Genomic DNA, 16,099 nt, shown 5'->3' on the forward strand with positions numbered 1-16,099 from the left:
GTAAAAAACACCGAGGAATTTTCCTCGGTGTTTTTTTACTTAAACCATCCTTTTTTATAAAACCAAGCCATCATGCCACCGCCAATTAGTGCCATTAGAAGTAGACAAATAAAATAACTATATTGTCCACCAAGCTCCGGCATATGCGTAAAGTTCATTCCGTATACTCCCGCAATAAATGTTAATGGCATGAAAATAGTCGAGAATACAGTTAATGTTTTCATAATGTTATTCATATGATGTGAGTTTAATGAAAAATAGCTATCTCGAATATCTGCCGTTAACTCCCGGCTTGCCTCAATCATTTCTGTCAGTTTAAGCAAATGATCATGTATATCTTTAAAGTAAATTTCATGATCACTTATACCGTAAAAACGAGTCGAATTTAAAATACGATACAATAAATCACGCATCGGAATGATTGTACGCCTTAGTTTTGATAAGTCTGCACGTATATCAAATACTTCTTCTAGCACACTTCCTGCTGTCTCACCCGTTAAATTATCATCAATTGCATTTAAATGATCCTCAATGTAATATACAGGTGCAAAATAGTCGTCCACAATTTGATCGATAATTGTATGAGCTACATGTAACGGACTATTTTTAATACGCTTCTTTTCTCCAAGTGTTTTCCATACTCTTTCGATTGCATTGTTATGAGAAAAGTGGAAAGAAACAATAAAACGATCACTAATAAATAAATCGATCTCGTGCGGTTCTAATCCATCCTCACCAAATGCATGAAGAACTAAAAAGTTATATCCATCATAAAAATCAACTTTTGGCCTCTGTACATATTCTATACAGTCTTCAATTGCAAGGGGATGGAACTTAAAATGATCTTGCAAAATGTATGTATACTCTTCTTTCGTTGGCTTATATAAATCTAGCCAATACCATACAATATGGTCTTTCGTTGTTTCTTCTAGCGAAACATCATATAATACTTCATCTGTTTTTGTTATTGCACAAATTCTAATCATAATTTCACCCATTATTATTATAAACAAAAAATAGCAAAAAAAGCCAAGGAGAAATACTCCTTGGCCTTTTTTATTACTTCGTTACAATACCATGCACTAAAGTTGGTGCATCTACGTGGTCTTTAGAGATCTTCATGTTCTCATAAATTTTTGCTTTTACATCTTCCACATTTTCACGGTTTGCGTAAATGGTAACAAGGGATTCACCTTTTTTCACGCTGTCCCCTACTTTTTTGCGAAGCATTAAGCCAACTGCTAAATCAATTTCAGATTCCTTCGTCGCACGTCCTGCTCCTAAAAGCATTGCTGCTGTTCCGATTTCATCTGCAACGATTTCTGATACATAACCGTCTTCTTTCGCTTCTACTTCAATTTTAAACTGTGCTTGTGGTAATTTTGAAGGATCATCAACAACAGATGCATCGCCACCTTGCGCTGATAAGAACGTTTTAAATGATTCTAGCGCTTTACCGTTGTTCATGACTTCAATTAATTTCTCACGTGCATCTTCTAAAGATGAAGCTTGTCCCGCAAGGTATACCATTTGACTTCCAAGTGTTAAACATAACTCTTCTAAATCTTTTGGTCCTTTACCTTGTAACGTATCAATTGCCTCTTGTACTTCAAGTGCGTTACCAATCGCCTCACCAAGTGGTTGACTCATATCAGAAATAACAGCCATCGTATTACGACCAACGTTATTACCAATGCGCACCATTGCTTCTGCTAAACGTTTTGCATCTTCATCTGTTTTCATAAATGCACCTGCTCCAGTTTTTACATCAAGAACAATTGCATCTGCACCAGCAGCAATTTTTTTACTCATAATCGAGCTTGCAATAAGCGGAATTGAGTTTACTGTTGCCGTTACATCACGAAGTGCATACAATTTTTTATCCGCAGGTGTTAAGTTTCCACTTTGACCAATAACTGCGATTTTGTTTTCATTTACAAGACGCATGAATTCATCATTTTCGATTTCAACATGGAATCCTGGAACTGCTTCTAATTTATCAATTGTACCACCAGTATGTCCTAAACCACGTCCAGACATTTTTGCAACCGGTACACCTAAAGCAGCTACTAATGGACCTAATACAAGTGTTGTTGTATCACCAACGCCACCTGTTGAGTGCTTATCTACTTTTACTCCTTCAATAGCTGATAAGTCGATTGTATCACCGCTATTTACCATTGCCATTGTTAAATCAGCACGCTCTTGATCGTTCATATCTTGGAAGAAAATTGCCATTGCAAGTGAACTTACTTGATAATCAGGAATATCACCATTCGTATATCCTTCAACAATAAAGTTAATTTCTTCTGTCGTTAATGCATGTCCGTCACGTTTTTTTGCAATTAGGTCCACCATTCTCATTGTGAGGTCACCCCTTCATTTGTTTTACGATTGCTTTTACTAATGCTAAGAAGTTAGCTTTAACACGTTCTGTCGTTTCGATTACTTCATCGTGGTGAAGTGGCTGATCTAAAATACCAGCTGCCATATTTGAAATACAAGAAATACCAAGTACTTTCATACCAGCATGACGAGCTACAATTACTTCAGGTACTGTTGACATACCAACTGCATCTCCGCCAAGTGTACGAAGCATACGAATTTCAGCAGGTGTTTCATATACAGGACCTGTCATTCCAACGTATACACCTTCTTGTACTTTAATATTTAAGTCTGCTGCGACTTGTTTCGCCATTTCACGAAGCTCTGTCGTATATGATGTAGACATATCAGGGAAACGTACACCCATCTCAGAATCATTTGGTCCGATTAATGGATTTGTACCCATGAAGTTAATATGATCTGAAATTAACATAAGATCGCCTGGCTCGAATGATGTATTTACACCACCAGCTGCATTTGTTACAACAACTGTTTCTACACCTAGTTCTTTCATAACACGAACTGGGAATGTTACTTTTTGCATGTCGTATCCTTCATAGAAGTGGAAACGTCCTTGCATTGCTACTACTGTTACACCTTGAAGTGTACCGAATACTAATTGACCTGCATGTCCTTCTACAGTTGATACTGGGAATTCAGGGATTTCACTGTAAGGTACTGTTACTGCGTTCTCGATTTCATCTGCTAATACACCTAGTCCTGATCCAAGGATTAGTCCTACTTGTGGCGTTTCTTGAAATTTCTCTTTTAAGTATGAAGCTGATTTTGTAATAAGTTCACGATTCATTTGTTTATCCCCCTATTTCTTTAGCTCGTTTAAGAAGCTTGTTCCGTGTTCTGGCATTTTCACACCGAAGTTTTCTGCTACCGTTGCACCAATATCAGCAAATGTTTGGCGAAGTGATAGTTCTTGTCCGCCATCTTTCATGCTTGGGCTATATGCTAATAACGGTACATATTCACGTGTATGATCCGTACCAGGATGTACTGGATCATTACCATGGTCTGCTGTAATTAATAATAAGTCATCTTCTTTTAGTTTTTCGAATACTTCTGGAAGACGAGCATCATATTCTTGTAGCGCTTCTCCGTATCCTTGTGGATCACGGCGATGTCCAAATAATGCATCAAAGTCAACTAAGTTCAAGAAGCTAAGACCTGTAAAGTCCATATTTAATGTATCTACAAGCTTATCCATTCCATCCATATTAGACTTCGTACGAAGTGATTCAGTTACCCCTTCACCATCATAGATGTCAGAGATTTTACCGATAGCAATCACATCGTAGTCACTATCTTTTAATTCATTCATTACCGTACGGCCGAATGGTTTTAATGCATAATCATGACGGTTTGGTGTACGTGTAAAGTTTCCAGGCTTACCAACGAATGGACGAGCGATAACACGACCTACCATGTACTTCTCATCTAACGTTAATTCACGTGCAATTTTACAAATTTTATATAACTCATCAAGTGGCACTACTTCTTCGTGTGCTGCGATTTGTAATACGCTATCAGCAGAAGTGTAAACGATTAAAGAACCTGTTTCCATTTGTTCTTGACCAAGTTCATCAAGAATCTCAGTTCCAGAAGCTGGTTTATTACCGATAATTTTACGACCTGTTTTTTCTTCTAATTCATCAAGTAATTCTTTTGGGAATCCTTCAGGGAACACTTGGAATGGTGTATCAATGTAAAGACCCATGATTTCCCAATGTCCTGTCATTGTATCTTTACCAGTAGATTTTTCTTGCATTTTTGTATAATATCCAAGTGGTTTTTCTACTTTAGAGATACCTTTCATTTCACGAATGTTACCAAGACCTAATTTCACCATGTTAGGCATTTGTAACCCATTCATATGTTCAGCAATGTGACCGATTGTGTCAGATCCTAAATCACCAAATTGTTCAGCATCTGGTGCTTCACCGATTCCAACAGAATCCATTACGACTAGGAATATACGTTTATATTTATTCATAACTGCGACCTCCTATAAGTTCAGTTCTACTTCTTGTAGTATGTTCAAAACGCTATAAAGTGAAACTGTTCTCCATAAGAATTCTCTTTCGTTCTCATTGTCAAACAGTACTTCTTTAAATGATTCTCTAACCTATTTCGTTTACTTTGAAACGACTCAAAAACATTTCTAGTTTTTTCTAAGTCAGATGTCAGACATCTGATACTGATATCATAACATGTTTACGCTTTCTTTTTAATACATTTTCGTAGAATTTCTCATTTTCTTCACACTTCTATTGTAATCCATTATGCAAATAAGTGCTAATTATTTTATGATTTATTTCGTCATATAAAGCGAAACTTTAATCTGCCCGCAAATAACGAGATAAAAATAAAAAAAGCAGCTCTAAAGAGCTACTTTTTATTTTACTTCTACTGTTTCTTCTTTATGTTCATGCAGTTCGCCTTTTTTAACATGAACTTTCACTTTGTAAGCACCGTTTTCTTTGAAAGTATGTTTCGTTTCATACTCTCCTTTTTTTCCTTCTTTCGCTGGAATAAATTCGTGTTTTTCAACACCATCTTTCCAAATCTCAAGTTGTACTTCAGCACCAGTTAACGCTTCTTCTTTTTGTTTTAAATGAACTTTCATAGTCGATTCAACGTTTGCTTTTATGTCACCAGCCATAAGGTGGATCATTGTATCACTTTTATGATCGCCATGCCCTGCACCGTGATCACTATTTTCTTTTTTCGCATCTTCTACTTTCGCATTTCCTACAGCCACTTTTACTTCTGGCATAACATGCATTTCACGCGCATTTGTGTGAGCGATGATATGGTACACTCCATCTGTCTCGAACGTTTTCTCTACAGCATAAACACCTTTACCTTTATGCTTACCATCTAACATTTCGTGCTTTTCGTCGCCAGCTTTCCAAATTTCAAACTTTACATCATCAGCATCGGTTACTTTTTCTTTTCCTTGCGTAACAAGTGCTTGTACTTCTGTTTTTTCACCAGGTTTAATTTCTTTCGGATTTGTTTGAACTGCTACTTTTACAGCTTCTAGTTTCTGTTCTTTTTTCGGTTCTTCTTTGTTTGTATTACAGCCAGCCAATGCTAGCATCGCGATAAATAAAGTCATAATAAGTTTTTTCATCATCATTTCCTCCTTCATACTTTATTTAGTATAGAGGAAATACATTGTAATATTCTAGTCTTCTGCTGAAAACAATGTACGAAATGTTTGTGAAGTTTTTGTGAAGTGCTATAGCCTTTTGAATCTATGAAAAAAAGAGCATAGTAACTATGCTCTCGGATGAAACTGTTTATATACATCTTTTAATCTAGCTTTTGAAACATGCGTATAAATTTGCGTCGTTGAAATATCTGCATGTCCAAGCATTTCTTGCACAGCACGCAAGTCTGCTCCATTTTCTAATAAATGCGTAGCAAAAGAGTGGCGCAACGTATGCGGTGTAAGCTCTTTTTCAATATTTGCTTCTTTCGCTAATCGTTTTAAAATTTTCCAAAATCCTTGTCTTGATAATCGATTCCCATGATGGTTTAAAAATAGTGCATCTACTACTCTTTTACCCATCAATTCTCTTCTTCCCTTTTCAATATACTTTTGAATCGCTTCCGTCGCTAAACTTCCTAGTGGAATAATTCTTTCTTTATTCCCTTTCCCTATGCAACGAACAAATCCCATCGTTAAATGTATATCTTCTAAGTTTAAAGCAATTAATTCCGAAACACGAAGCCCTGTCGCATACAATAACTCTAGCATCGCTTTATCACGAACCCCAAAAGCACTCGTCATTTTCGGTGTCTGAAGTAACGCTTCTACTTCATCGATTGATAATACTTTCGGTAATTTTCGTTCTCCTTGCGGCGTTTCAATATGTACGGATGGATCGTGCTCTACCGCTCGTTCACGAAGTAAAAACTGGTGAAACGAACGAATCGATGCAATATGACGTGCTAATGTTTTCGAAGATTTTCCGTTTTCTTTTAAGTGCTGCAGAAAATTAACAATGTGCAAGCGTGTCACTTCATGAAAGCTTTTCGCCTGTTCTACATTTTGTAAATACTTTACATAACTTTTTAAATCACGTTCATAAGATACTACTGTATTTTTCGCAAGCCCTTTTTCGACAACCATATAATGAATAAAATCTTTTAATTGATCTTCCAATCTACACTACTCCCCATTTTCATAGAAAAACATCATTCTATTTACGAAAGCATCCTTTGCCGGCTCTTCATTCCCTGATACTTTTTCTACAGTCTCTTCTTGTGGCTTTTCATAACGATGATAGCTTTCATATTCTTCATTTATCCATAGTATAGCGAAATAAAACAAAATCGTACAACTTGTAAATAATAAAAATACTTTTATTCCATCAAAAGTTAATTTTAAAGCTCGGCGCATTGTAAACTCCTCCAAAATATAAGTTATTACAACATATGCCAAGCTTTCATCAATTTATACCTTATTCAAATAAAAAACCTCTTCCTAGATAAATAGGAAAAGGTTATTTTTCATCCGTTTCATTTTCTTGACAATTTTTACAAATCCCATGGAATGTTAAACGATGATCTTTCACCTTAAAGCTCCAGTCATGTTCTACTTTCCTTTCCACTTCACCAAGTAAATCTTCTTGTATTTCTTGTACAGCACCACATTGTGTACAAATCAAATGATGGTGGAAACGCTGCGCACCTTCTTGGCGTAAGTCATAGCGTGAAACACCGTCTCCGAAGTTAATCTTATCGACAACTTTTAACTCAGATAATAGTTCTAAAGTTCGATAGACGGTTGCTAATCCGATCTCTGGCGACTTTTCTTTTACAAGGAGGTAAACATCTTCTGCGCTTAAATGATCTTCTTCATTTTCTAGCAGCACACGAACTGTTGCTTCACGTTGCGGTGTTAACTTGTAGCTCGCTGCATGTAATTGCTTCTTAATTCGTTCAATTCTTTCTTCCATTCGGTACTACTCCCTCCTCGCCACTCTTACACCATTATATCAGAAGAAGGGCTTCTGTCAAAAGAAAAACAATAAAAACAAATTGATAATTATTCTCATAAAGTATTTATTGTTTATTAATAGCCTTAACGACTTCTTTCATTAAAACTGGTGATGCATAAGCTTCTACACTAGACGCAAGAGCTAACACCGCTCCAATTATAAGAAAGAAGCATGTATAACGAATTAATAACGGTAATAGTGGCTCGGTTATTTTCCGAATAAATTGATGCCTAATCATGCGTAAGGAAAAGCTTGCTGCAATTGTTGTCATAACGAGAAATACTGGAATAATAATGAGGTTTTGTGGCAACACAGAAACGAATGCTAATAATAACCCATTCCATCCATGCTGACTGACTAAAAAACCTACTGTAAATCCGACAACTACTCCTTTTACAAACAATAAAATAAAAATAAGTGGCAATCCAATAATTGAAATCCCCAAAATCCAAATAAATCCAATGTATTTTAATTGCGAAAAGTAACTTTCTCGAAACATTTCGCTTGCAATAGCAAATTCTCCTTTAGAAACTTGTCCAAAAAAACGTTGTAAATAAAATGATAAATCTTGTTTTTGATTTAATTGTAGACTATTTACAAGAATGGCCCCAAATATTACTCCCATCAATAATAAAACAGCGTTAAATATATATAATGAAGAGTTTTCCTGTATGTGAGACATTACACGATCTTGCCAAGTTTTTCTCCACATTTTTCTTCCCTCCGTTCACACTCTTACTAAAAATGTATGAAAGAAAGAAAAAAGTATGACGAATTAACATTGAAATTCCGCTCTACTTTGCTAAACTAAAAAGTAGAGAATAGGAGGGATTTCTCTTGAAACCATTATTATTAGATTTTCCAACATTATTTCAAACTGAACGCTTACAAGTTCGTAAGCCATTTCCAGGTGATGGTGCAGAAGTGTATGAAGCAATCCAAGCTTCTCTAGAAGACTTAGTACCGTGGATGCCAATTAACGCTGAAACAGAAGAAAGTGCTGAAGAAATCGTTCGTAACGCTCACGGACAGTTTTTACTTCGTGAAACACTTGATTTTCACTTATACGATAAAGTATCTGGTACATTTATCGGAGCTATAACGCTTAAGCCTGAAAACTGGGATATTCCAAAGTTTTCACTTCACTTCTGGCTGCATAGTGCGTATACAAAACAAGGCTATATGACTGAAGCTATTAAAGGTGCCATTCAATTCGCCTTTGATAAGCTAAGTGCTAGAAGAATTGAAATTCGTATTGATGCAACCAATACAAATGCATGTAACTTAGCAGAACGTTTAGAGTTTATTCTAGAAGGTACAATGGAAAATGATTTCATAGCACCAGACGGTAGCTTACGTGATGCACGCGTATACGCAAAAATCAATTAAAAAACACTCGCCTTTGGCGAGTGTTTATTTTTGTAGTTGTAAATATTGTACTGCAAACATCGTTTTTGCATCATGAATACGAAGATCTTTCGTAAGAGTAATCGCTTCTTCTAACGATACTTCCATCAATTCCACAAACTCATCTTCATCTAACTCGGCTTTATTTTCTTTTTTCGTCAAACCTGTTGCTTTATATACATATAAAATTTCATCTGCAAATCCTGGAGATGTATAGAAAGAAGTAATAAGCTCTATATTTTCACATACATATCCTGTTTCCTCTTCTAATTCACGAACTGCTGTCACCTCAGGTTTTTCACCAGGTTCTAACTTGCCTGCCGGAATTTCTATAATCGCCTTTTCAAGCGCTTTACGATACTGCTCAACAAGCACGATTTTCCCCTCATCAGTAATAGCAATAATAGCAACTGCACCAGGGTGATTTACAATTTCACGTTTACTCATTGCTCCATTTGGTAATACTACATCATCAACACGAACTTTTATAACTCTACCATCAAAAATCGGTTCAGTTTTTACTGTTCTCTCTGCAAGATTACTCATACTACTTCATCTCCCTGTTCTATTTCCTATTCTTTCCTCATACATTTTACCACATTGAAAGGAGCGTGATAGAAATGAAAGTTTATATTTTACCAAATCGCGTCACTTTAGTTGGAAAAGCATGGCAAATTCGCCATAAACTAAAACAATATGGCAAAGAGTATACAACTGTACAAGAGTGGATTACAGCAAATAAAGTGAAACTTTAATCAGAGGGGGTTTTGTTCAGCCCCTCTGATTATTAGTTGAACGAATCGGGCTTTTACGGGCAGTTAATCTCCCACCTAACTTCCTCGTATGAGCCGAATTTTAAAGTGGGGGTCTTACTGCCCGTTAAAGCGGGGTAAAAAGTAAACGTTTGTCAACCTCTTTTCCCTTTCGTACAATAAAGGTAAGGAGGTTGACCTATGAAAAAACGTCAATTAGGAAACTCAGATTTGTTTGTTACAGAAATGGGACTTGGCTGTATGTCTCTCGGTACTTCTGAAACAGAAGCTATGCGTATTATCGATGAAGCAATCGATTTAGGAATCAATTTTTTTGATACAGCAGATTTATATGAATATGGATTAAACGAAGAATTTGTTGGAAAAGCATTAAAAGGGAAACGAGACCAAATTGTTCTTACAACGAAAGTTGGAAATCGATGGACAGAAGAAAAAAACGGCTGGTCTTGGGATCCTTCTAAGAATTACATAAAGGCTGAAGTGAAAGAAAGTTTACGTAGACTTCAAACTGATTATATTGATCTTTATCAACTTCACGGCGGGACGATTGAAGATCCAATAGATGAAACAATTGAAGCCTTTGAAGAATTAAAAAAAGAAGGTATCATTCGCCATTACGGTATTTCTTCTATACGTCCAAACGTCATCCGTGAGTATGCAAAACGTTCAAATATCGTTAGTGTACTAATGGAATATAGCCTTTTAAATCGTCGTCCCGAAGAATGGTTCCCGCTTCTAAATGAACATCAAATTAGCATTATTGCTCGTGGGCCACTTGCAAAAGGAATTTTAACTGACAATAATGCCAGAAAGATAGAAAGAGTAAAAGAAAAGGATTATCTTTCTTATTCTTACGATGAATTATATGCGACACTCGCGAATGTAAAAGAAAGAATCGGGGAAAGCTCTTTAACAGGAACAGTTATTCAATATTGCTTACATAACGAAACTGTTGCAGCTGTTATACCTGGTGCAAGCTCTATCCAACAATTGCAAGAAAATGTACAGGCTAGTAAACAAACACAGTTAACAACAGCAGAATATATACAACTTCAGCAAATTGCTAAATGTGATACTTACGCTTTACATCGTTAAAAAGACGCTACCATACTGGTAGCGTCTTTTTATAGCGTATCATATTTATCAGGATTCGTTCCTACATGTAAATTACGATTTAACGTATTAATTTGATTCATCTCTTCTTCTGTTAGTGCAAAATCAAAGATAGTAAAATTCTCCTTAATACGAGATGATGTAACAGATTTAGGAATTGTCACGACCCCGCTTTGAATATCCCATCTTAATATAACTTGCGCAGGTGTTTTTTCATATTTGGTAGCAATGGCCTGAATAATCGGGTGCTCGAATACTTCCCCGCCTCTCATTAATGGGCTCCATGCTTCCATTTGAATTTGCTCACCTTGACAGAAATTACGCAATTCAAATTGCGCTAACATCGGATGAAGTTCTACTTGGTTTACCATCGGCTTTACTTTACAATTTGGTAATAATAGCTCTAAATGATGTTTATGAAAATTAGAAACACCAATCGCGCGCACTTTACCTTCTTCATACAGTTTTTCTAACGCTCTGTACGTATCAACATACTTTCCTCTTATTGGCCAATGTATTAAATATAAATCTACATAGTCCATTTGTAATTTCTTTAAGCTTTTTTCAAACGCCTCAAGTGTTTCTTCGTATCCTTGATCGTCGTTCCAAACTTTTGTTGTAATAAATATGTCTTCTCTCGGAATTCCTGATTCACGAACCGCTTCTCCGACACCGCTTTCATTTTCATATACAGTCGCTGTATCAATCGAACGGTATCCAACTTCTAACGCTGTTTTTACTGCTTGTTTTACTTCGTCGCCTTCTTTCGCTTTATAAACGCCTAGACCAATCATTGGCATTTTCACGCCATTATGAAGTGTAGTTGTTGGAATGTGCACAGTCGTCTTCCTCTCATTCTTACATTTTTTATAAGCCACCACTTTATTTGAACAAGATTCAACTAAAAAGTCAAAACATATGTACAGTTTACATAATAATTTTATACACTAAAACGTGAACTCAATTATTCATATTTCCTTCTCTCCATTCTTTCGCTTTTTCATCAACATTACGTACAAATTCAGTTTTCCCTTCCGAATATAACGTGCCATCATATGTATACTTTTCAGCTAATTCTTTCTTTAAAGTTGCATATGCCTCAGCTTCTTCGCAATGAGCCATCATATAATCACGAAATGCTAAATGCCTTACTATCTCAGGATTTCCTCTTTCAAACACGTGTAAGTGATACGAGCGTTTTTCCTCCGTTCCATGAATAAAATAACGACGTCTTGAAATACCATTTTCCCCTTTTGCGATGTAGCCAAGCTCATCAAAACGTTCATTCCAATGATCTACTCTATCGATACTCTCTACTTCCATAATCATATCTATAATTGGTTTAGCTGCCAGTCCTGGCACTGACGTACTTCCAATATGATGAACTTTCACCATTTCTGGCATCGCCGATTTTAATCGCTCGGCCTCTATTTGAAATTTTTCGTTCCAATGATTTTCATGCGGAACGACTACAATTTTTCTCATTTTACACTCCCCTTTTCTTACAAGCTCGTCAAAAAAATGATCAGCGATATACACTGATCATTTTTTTATATTATTTAAAGTCTTTCCAAGTAAGGCTACTTTCACTTAACAGTTCTTCAAATGATTTATTCTTTTCACGCTCTTTTTGTTCTTGGCGCTTTCTTTCCAGTTCAGCTGCCTCTTTTTTCTCTTCTCTCACTTGCAATTCTTTCTTCTTATTCTTTAATTGCTGCATGAGTGAATCATTTAATTGATCGCCTAATGTAAGCGACTCTTTCTCTAGTTTATTCACTTGCAATTGTCTTTGCATTTGTCTTTGTTTCTTTTTCTTCATGCTACTCACCTTTTACTTTTTTCTCCATTATAGTAGATACACAATGAACTCGACAATAAAAAAGGTTCTTTACTCTATTATTCACTTTTTGTAAATATGTTAATTTTTCGAAAAAACTAAATTTTTATATAGATATAATCCTATGAATCTATTAAAATTATGTCGTATGATGTCAGATTATAAAAAAAGGAGAAATGAATTATGTGGAAAAAAATCATTCCTACTGTTGCCGTTTTAAGCACCATTACCTTTTCAACTGTATTTGCCGCTCCCCCATCCCAGACTCCAGCTGAACAAAACCGCTACGTAGACGTACAAATGCTTGGTATTAATGATTTCCATGGACAACTAGATACTGTTAAAAAAATTAATAACAAAGAAGCCGGTGGCGCTGATTACTTAGCTACTTATTTAAAAGAACGTAAAAAGCAAAACCCGAATACACTTCTCGTACATGCTGGCGATATTGTCGGAGCTAGTCCACCAGTTTCAGCATTGTTACAAGACGAACCAACGATTGAATTTTTGAATGACTTAAAATTCGATGTTGGTACAATCGGAAACCATGAATTTGATGAAGGTATCGATGAAATGAAACGCCTCATTTACGGTGGATATCACGAGAAAACAGGGAATTTCAAAGGTGCTAACTTCCCTTATGTCGCTGCTAACTTCTATAACAAATCAACTGGTCGTTTATTTTTACCACCATTTACTGTAAAAATGGTAGATGGTGTTCCTGTAGGATTCATTGGCGTTGTTACAACTGATACACCAAATGTCGTGATGCCTACAATGCTTAAAAATGTACAGATCACTGACGAAGTAGAAGCAATTAATAAATCAACGCAACAATTAAAGCGTCTCGGTGTTAAATCCATCGTCGTCCTTGCCCATGTCGGCGGAACAACTGATGAATCTGGCGTGACAAATGGAGACCTTACTCGAATTGCAAATGAAACAGATCCAGAAGTTGATGTTATTTTCGGTGGGCATAGTCACACGTACGTAAATGGTACTGTAAATAATAAACTAATCGTCCAAGCGAACTCTTATGGAACAGCTTTCTCAGACGTAGATGTAACAATTGATCGTAAAACAAAAGATATTGTAAAGAAAAAAGCTGAAGTGATCACAACATATCATGAAGGTGTGGAACCTGATAAAGAAGTAAAACAAAAAATAGATCAATATAAAGAAAAAATCGCACCACTTGTAAATGAAGTTGTAGGAAAATCTACAGCAGCTATCGACCGTAAACAAAATGATGCTGGTGAATCTACTCTTGGGAATGTAATTGCCGACGCACAGCGTCAAACAATGCAAGCTCAAATCGCACTTATGAATCCTGGTGGTATTCGTAATGACTTAGATGCTGGCGATATTACATGGGGCGAATTATATGGCATTCAGCCTTTTGGAAACCAATTGATTAAAGTAGATTTAACAGGTCAAGATATTCGCGACATTTTAAATCAGCAATGGCAAAAAGGAACAACAAGAATGCTTCAAATTTCAGGTATTCAATATACGTGGGATGCAAATAAACCAAACGGTGAAAAGGTTACGAATATACGTTTAACAAACGGAGAAGAATTATCTCCATCTAAAACGTATAGCGTAGTTGCAAATGCCTTCTTAGCTTCTGGCGGTGACGGATTCGTATCATTTAAAAATGGTAAAAATGCAGAGACTGGTCCAAACGACTTTGAAGCGCTAGTCGATTATGTAAAACAATTAAAAGAACCAATTCAACCAGTTATTGATGGAAGAATTCAAAAAACAAATTAAGTATTTCCCTAATATGCGATCCGGATTCTTATTGTAAAGGGTATGCACTTATGCTTAATTCACAATATTAGTAAAACCTAAAAAGGATACTCGTTCTTACAATGAACTTAGTATCCTTTTCTTTAGTCATCCAAACGTGCTGTTTTGTTAAAGTCATATTGCTGTAAAAATTGTTGTAACGCCTCTTCTACAAGTTTAGATTTTTGAATTCCTTTCGCTTCTGATATAACATCTAGTTTTGCTAATATTTCTTTATTAATAGAAAAAGTACGTTTCTTTTTTTCTGTACTTATACTCATAATTGGCGCGATTACTTCTTCTCTCTTGCTTAGTAATTCATAAATACTTTGTAATTGTTCATAAATTAATAATTGATAATCCGTTTTCGCATATTGAAGGGCTGTCGCTTCTTGGAGTTGTAAGTGACGAGGTTCTTCTCCATCTCCTACAAAAATACGTTTCTTCTGTTCTCCATCATATTCATATCCAATCAGTCTTAATTTCTTTGATAATGTATACGGGCTTATTTCAAGACGTTTTGCTATGATAGCGATGGATTCACGTCTATTTAAGCAATCTATAATTTCTCCAATCGTCACAATTTCCCTCCTCCCGTGTTGAAATGACACTAGTATGGTATGTTACAATGATTTTCTAACAGTATATGCAAAACAAATAGCCTGTGCGATTCATACGATTTCAGAAAAGGAGGTTTTCAATATGCTTTTTCGTAGCCATACCCCACAGTTTTATAATGAAAATAAACAACTCATTCCTAATAGTATTGCTACGATGGAAAGCGTTATGATTCATAATCGAAAACAAACTCTCCTTATTCGCGGGCAAAACATAGAGCAACCTATTTTATTATGCTGTCATGGTGGACCGGGCATGGCACAAATCGGATTTATTCGTCATTTTCAAAAAGAATTGGAGAAACACTTCATCGTTATTAATTGGGATCAGCGCGGGGCAGGTAAATCTTTTTCAATGAAAGATTTCGGAGCAAATTTTACAATCGAACAATTCGTTTCCGATGCAAAAGAAGTGATTCAATATGTACTTAAAAAGTTCAATAAACAGAAACTATTTCTCGCTGGTCATTCTTGGGGAAGTATTATTGGGCTTAACATAGCACATCAATATCCACAGTATATCGAGGCTTACATCGGTATTGGGCAGATTGTACATATGAAACAAAACGAAGAATTGCTATATCAGCATTTAATTCGTTCTGCAAAAAAACATGATCATAAAAAAGCATTAGCGTCCCTTTTAAAATTAGGCAAACCACCATTTTTAGATACGAGACGCCTTATTATTCAAAGAAAATGGCTTGGCACATTCGGAGGAGCAATCCAAAACGGCTCTTCCTTTTCTTTCATACGAAAAGGCTTCTTTTCTCCTGAATATACACTATTAGATTGGTTCAAGTTTCTCGCAGGAAATTTAAAATCTGGTGTTTTATGGGAAGAAATGCTGACAATCGATTTCTTTTCTTCTATTTCAAGTTTATCTATTCCGGTTTATTTTTGTTCTGGCCGCTATGATTATCAAACTCCTTATGCACTCGTTCAGGAATATTGCGATGTGATAGCAGCACCCATAAAAAAAATGATTTGGTTCCCAAATTCAGCTCATTCTCCTGACTTAGAAGAACCAGAATTATTCGCTAATTCTTTACAAGCAATTAAACAAGAGCTAACTTTTCAGCATTAGTAACAAAGGCTCTTTTACATTTCATAGAAAACAATTTATAATAATATGTCGCAACTATGTATAAATAT

General features: G+C 35.8%; 19 protein-coding genes. 5 read left to right on the top strand and 14 right to left on the bottom strand.

Annotated features, from left to right (window positions below):
* Positions 1-35: 35 nt before the first annotated feature.
* The 9 genes from corA to spoIIM all read right to left on the bottom strand — a co-directional run bounded on the left by corA (position 36) and on the right by spoIIM (position 8,091).
* The gene (gene corA / locus K5S59_RS03965) at positions 36-998 is read right to left on the bottom strand and encodes a magnesium/cobalt transporter CorA (protein WP_002008459.1); all 963 of its coding nucleotides are present in this window, start codon (positions 996-998) and stop codon (positions 36-38) included.
* A gap of 61 nt (positions 999-1,059) precedes the next feature.
* Positions 1,060-2,364 (bottom strand): pyrimidine-nucleoside phosphorylase, encoded by a 1,305-nt coding sequence (locus K5S59_RS03970; RefSeq protein WP_001243078.1) that lies wholly within the window; start codon positions 2,362-2,364, stop codon positions 1,060-1,062.
* Between the two features lie 7 nt (positions 2,365-2,371).
* The gene (locus tag K5S59_RS03975; protein ID WP_001078444.1) at positions 2,372-3,193 is read right to left on the bottom strand and encodes a purine-nucleoside phosphorylase; all 822 of its coding nucleotides are present in this window, start codon (positions 3,191-3,193) and stop codon (positions 2,372-2,374) included.
* A gap of 12 nt (positions 3,194-3,205) precedes the next feature.
* The gene (gene deoB / locus K5S59_RS03980) at positions 3,206-4,390 is read right to left on the bottom strand and encodes a phosphopentomutase (RefSeq protein ID WP_001046084.1); all 1,185 of its coding nucleotides are present in this window, start codon (positions 4,388-4,390) and stop codon (positions 3,206-3,208) included.
* A 402-nt stretch (positions 4,391-4,792) separates the two neighbouring features.
* Positions 4,793-5,536 carry a FixH family protein gene (locus tag K5S59_RS03985; RefSeq protein ID WP_033656201.1) on the bottom strand — a complete coding sequence of 248 codons (744 nt, stop codon included), beginning with the start codon at positions 5,534-5,536 and terminating at the stop codon, positions 4,793-4,795.
* A gap of 144 nt (positions 5,537-5,680) precedes the next feature.
* Entirely contained in the window at positions 5,681-6,571 is an 891-nt protein-coding gene (gene xerD, locus K5S59_RS03990) for a site-specific tyrosine recombinase XerD (protein WP_000390082.1), read from the bottom strand.
* Positions 6,572-6,577: 6 nt separating this feature from the next.
* Positions 6,578-6,808, bottom strand: a complete 231-nt coding sequence (locus tag K5S59_RS03995) for a YqzK family protein (RefSeq protein ID WP_001250433.1) — start codon at positions 6,806-6,808, stop codon at positions 6,578-6,580.
* Positions 6,809-6,911: 103 nt separating this feature from the next.
* On the bottom strand, positions 6,912-7,367 hold the full coding sequence (fur, locus tag K5S59_RS04000; protein ID WP_000392655.1) for a ferric iron uptake transcriptional regulator: 456 nt from the start codon (positions 7,365-7,367) through the stop codon (positions 6,912-6,914).
* 106 nt (positions 7,368-7,473) lie between these two features.
* Positions 7,474-8,091 carry a stage II sporulation protein M gene (spoIIM, locus tag K5S59_RS04005; RefSeq protein WP_232289188.1) on the bottom strand — a complete coding sequence of 206 codons (618 nt, stop codon included), beginning with the start codon at positions 8,089-8,091 and terminating at the stop codon, positions 7,474-7,476.
* A 155-nt stretch (positions 8,092-8,246) separates the two neighbouring features.
* Here spoIIM and K5S59_RS04010 point away from each other — a divergent pair, with 155 nt between their 5' ends.
* Complete coding sequence (locus tag K5S59_RS04010; protein WP_000803488.1) at positions 8,247-8,798, top strand: GNAT family N-acetyltransferase; 552 nt, start codon at positions 8,247-8,249, stop codon at positions 8,796-8,798.
* A 24-nt stretch (positions 8,799-8,822) separates the two neighbouring features.
* Here K5S59_RS04010 and K5S59_RS04015 read toward each other — a convergent pair whose 3' ends face one another.
* The gene (locus K5S59_RS04015; protein WP_000067035.1) at positions 8,823-9,362 is read right to left on the bottom strand and encodes an NUDIX domain-containing protein; all 540 of its coding nucleotides are present in this window, start codon (positions 9,360-9,362) and stop codon (positions 8,823-8,825) included.
* 74 nt (positions 9,363-9,436) lie between these two features.
* Here K5S59_RS04015 and mciZ point away from each other — a divergent pair, with 74 nt between their 5' ends.
* Both mciZ and lolS read left to right on the top strand, forming a co-directional pair.
* Positions 9,437-9,571, top strand: coding sequence for a Z-ring formation inhibitor MciZ (gene mciZ / locus K5S59_RS04020; RefSeq protein ID WP_000870297.1), 135 nt, complete (start codon positions 9,437-9,439; stop codon positions 9,569-9,571).
* Between the two features lie 198 nt (positions 9,572-9,769).
* Complete coding sequence (gene lolS, locus K5S59_RS04025; RefSeq protein WP_120450845.1) at positions 9,770-10,684, top strand: aldo/keto reductase; 915 nt, start codon at positions 9,770-9,772, stop codon at positions 10,682-10,684.
* Between the two features lie 29 nt (positions 10,685-10,713).
* On the opposite strand, the gene K5S59_RS04030 is transcribed toward lolS, so the two are convergent.
* The 3 genes from K5S59_RS04030 to K5S59_RS04040 form a co-directional block, all read right to left on the bottom strand.
* Positions 10,714-11,541 (bottom strand): aldo/keto reductase, encoded by an 828-nt coding sequence (locus tag K5S59_RS04030; RefSeq protein ID WP_120450846.1) that lies wholly within the window; start codon positions 11,539-11,541, stop codon positions 10,714-10,716.
* Between the two features lie 121 nt (positions 11,542-11,662).
* Positions 11,663-12,187, bottom strand: coding sequence for a GrpB family protein (locus tag K5S59_RS04035; RefSeq protein WP_120450847.1), 525 nt, complete (start codon positions 12,185-12,187; stop codon positions 11,663-11,665).
* Positions 12,188-12,257: 70 nt separating this feature from the next.
* Complete coding sequence (locus tag K5S59_RS04040; RefSeq protein ID WP_120450848.1) at positions 12,258-12,521, bottom strand: YqkE family protein; 264 nt, start codon at positions 12,519-12,521, stop codon at positions 12,258-12,260.
* A 201-nt stretch (positions 12,522-12,722) separates the two neighbouring features.
* Between K5S59_RS04040 and K5S59_RS04045 the strand changes: the two genes are divergently transcribed.
* Positions 12,723-14,312 carry a bifunctional metallophosphatase/5'-nucleotidase gene (locus K5S59_RS04045; protein ID WP_120450849.1) on the top strand — a complete coding sequence of 530 codons (1,590 nt, stop codon included), beginning with the start codon at positions 12,723-12,725 and terminating at the stop codon, positions 14,310-14,312.
* 122 nt (positions 14,313-14,434) lie between these two features.
* On the opposite strand, the gene K5S59_RS04050 is transcribed toward K5S59_RS04045, so the two are convergent.
* The gene (locus K5S59_RS04050) at positions 14,435-14,911 is read right to left on the bottom strand and encodes a ribbon-helix-helix domain-containing protein (protein ID WP_000151918.1); all 477 of its coding nucleotides are present in this window, start codon (positions 14,909-14,911) and stop codon (positions 14,435-14,437) included.
* Between the two features lie 121 nt (positions 14,912-15,032).
* Between K5S59_RS04050 and K5S59_RS04055 the strand changes: the two genes are divergently transcribed.
* The gene (locus K5S59_RS04055; RefSeq protein ID WP_000898947.1) at positions 15,033-16,031 is read left to right on the top strand and encodes an alpha/beta fold hydrolase; all 999 of its coding nucleotides are present in this window, start codon (positions 15,033-15,035) and stop codon (positions 16,029-16,031) included.
* Positions 16,032-16,099 lie beyond the last annotated feature (68 nt).

It is taken from the genome of Bacillus sp. BML-BC051 (assembly GCF_019656175.1).
Lineage (GTDB): Bacteria > Bacillota > Bacilli > Bacillales > Bacillaceae_G > Bacillus_A > Bacillus_A mobilis.

What these genes read in the sequence shown, in the direction of transcription:
- K5S59_RS04035 (WP_120450847.1), bottom strand. Translation starts at nt 12,187, where the DNA reads ATGAGAAAAATTGTAGTCGTTCCGCATGAAAATCATTGGAACGAAAAA.
- K5S59_RS04045 (WP_120450849.1), top strand. Translation starts at nt 12,723, where the DNA reads ATGTGGAAAAAAATCATTCCTACTGTTGCCGTTTTAAGCACCATTACC.
- K5S59_RS03970 (WP_001243078.1), bottom strand. Translation starts at nt 2,364, where the DNA reads ATGAGAATGGTGGACCTAATTGCAAAAAAACGTGACGGACATGCATTA.
- K5S59_RS04015 (WP_000067035.1), bottom strand. Translation starts at nt 9,362, where the DNA reads ATGAGTAATCTTGCAGAGAGAACAGTAAAAACTGAACCGATTTTTGAT.
- K5S59_RS03985 (WP_033656201.1), bottom strand. Translation starts at nt 5,536, where the DNA reads ATGATGAAAAAACTTATTATGACTTTATTTATCGCGATGCTAGCATTG.
- K5S59_RS03995 (WP_001250433.1), bottom strand. Translation starts at nt 6,808, where the DNA reads ATGCGCCGAGCTTTAAAATTAACTTTTGATGGAATAAAAGTATTTTTA.
- deoB (WP_001046084.1), bottom strand. Translation starts at nt 4,390, where the DNA reads ATGAATAAATATAAACGTATATTCCTAGTCGTAATGGATTCTGTTGGA.
- mciZ (WP_000870297.1), top strand. Translation starts at nt 9,437, where the DNA reads ATGAAAGTTTATATTTTACCAAATCGCGTCACTTTAGTTGGAAAAGCA.
- corA (WP_002008459.1), bottom strand. Translation starts at nt 998, where the DNA reads ATGGGTGAAATTATGATTAGAATTTGTGCAATAACAAAAACAGATGAA.
- lolS (WP_120450845.1), top strand. Translation starts at nt 9,770, where the DNA reads ATGAAAAAACGTCAATTAGGAAACTCAGATTTGTTTGTTACAGAAATG.
- spoIIM (WP_232289188.1), bottom strand. Translation starts at nt 8,091, where the DNA reads ATGTCTCACATACAGGAAAACTCTTCATTATATATATTTAACGCTGTT.
- K5S59_RS03975 (WP_001078444.1), bottom strand. Translation starts at nt 3,193, where the DNA reads ATGAATCGTGAACTTATTACAAAATCAGCTTCATACTTAAAAGAGAAA.
- K5S59_RS04055 (WP_000898947.1), top strand. Translation starts at nt 15,033, where the DNA reads ATGCTTTTTCGTAGCCATACCCCACAGTTTTATAATGAAAATAAACAA.
- fur (WP_000392655.1), bottom strand. Translation starts at nt 7,367, where the DNA reads ATGGAAGAAAGAATTGAACGAATTAAGAAGCAATTACATGCAGCGAGC.
- K5S59_RS04040 (WP_120450848.1), bottom strand. Translation starts at nt 12,521, where the DNA reads ATGAAGAAAAAGAAACAAAGACAAATGCAAAGACAATTGCAAGTGAAT.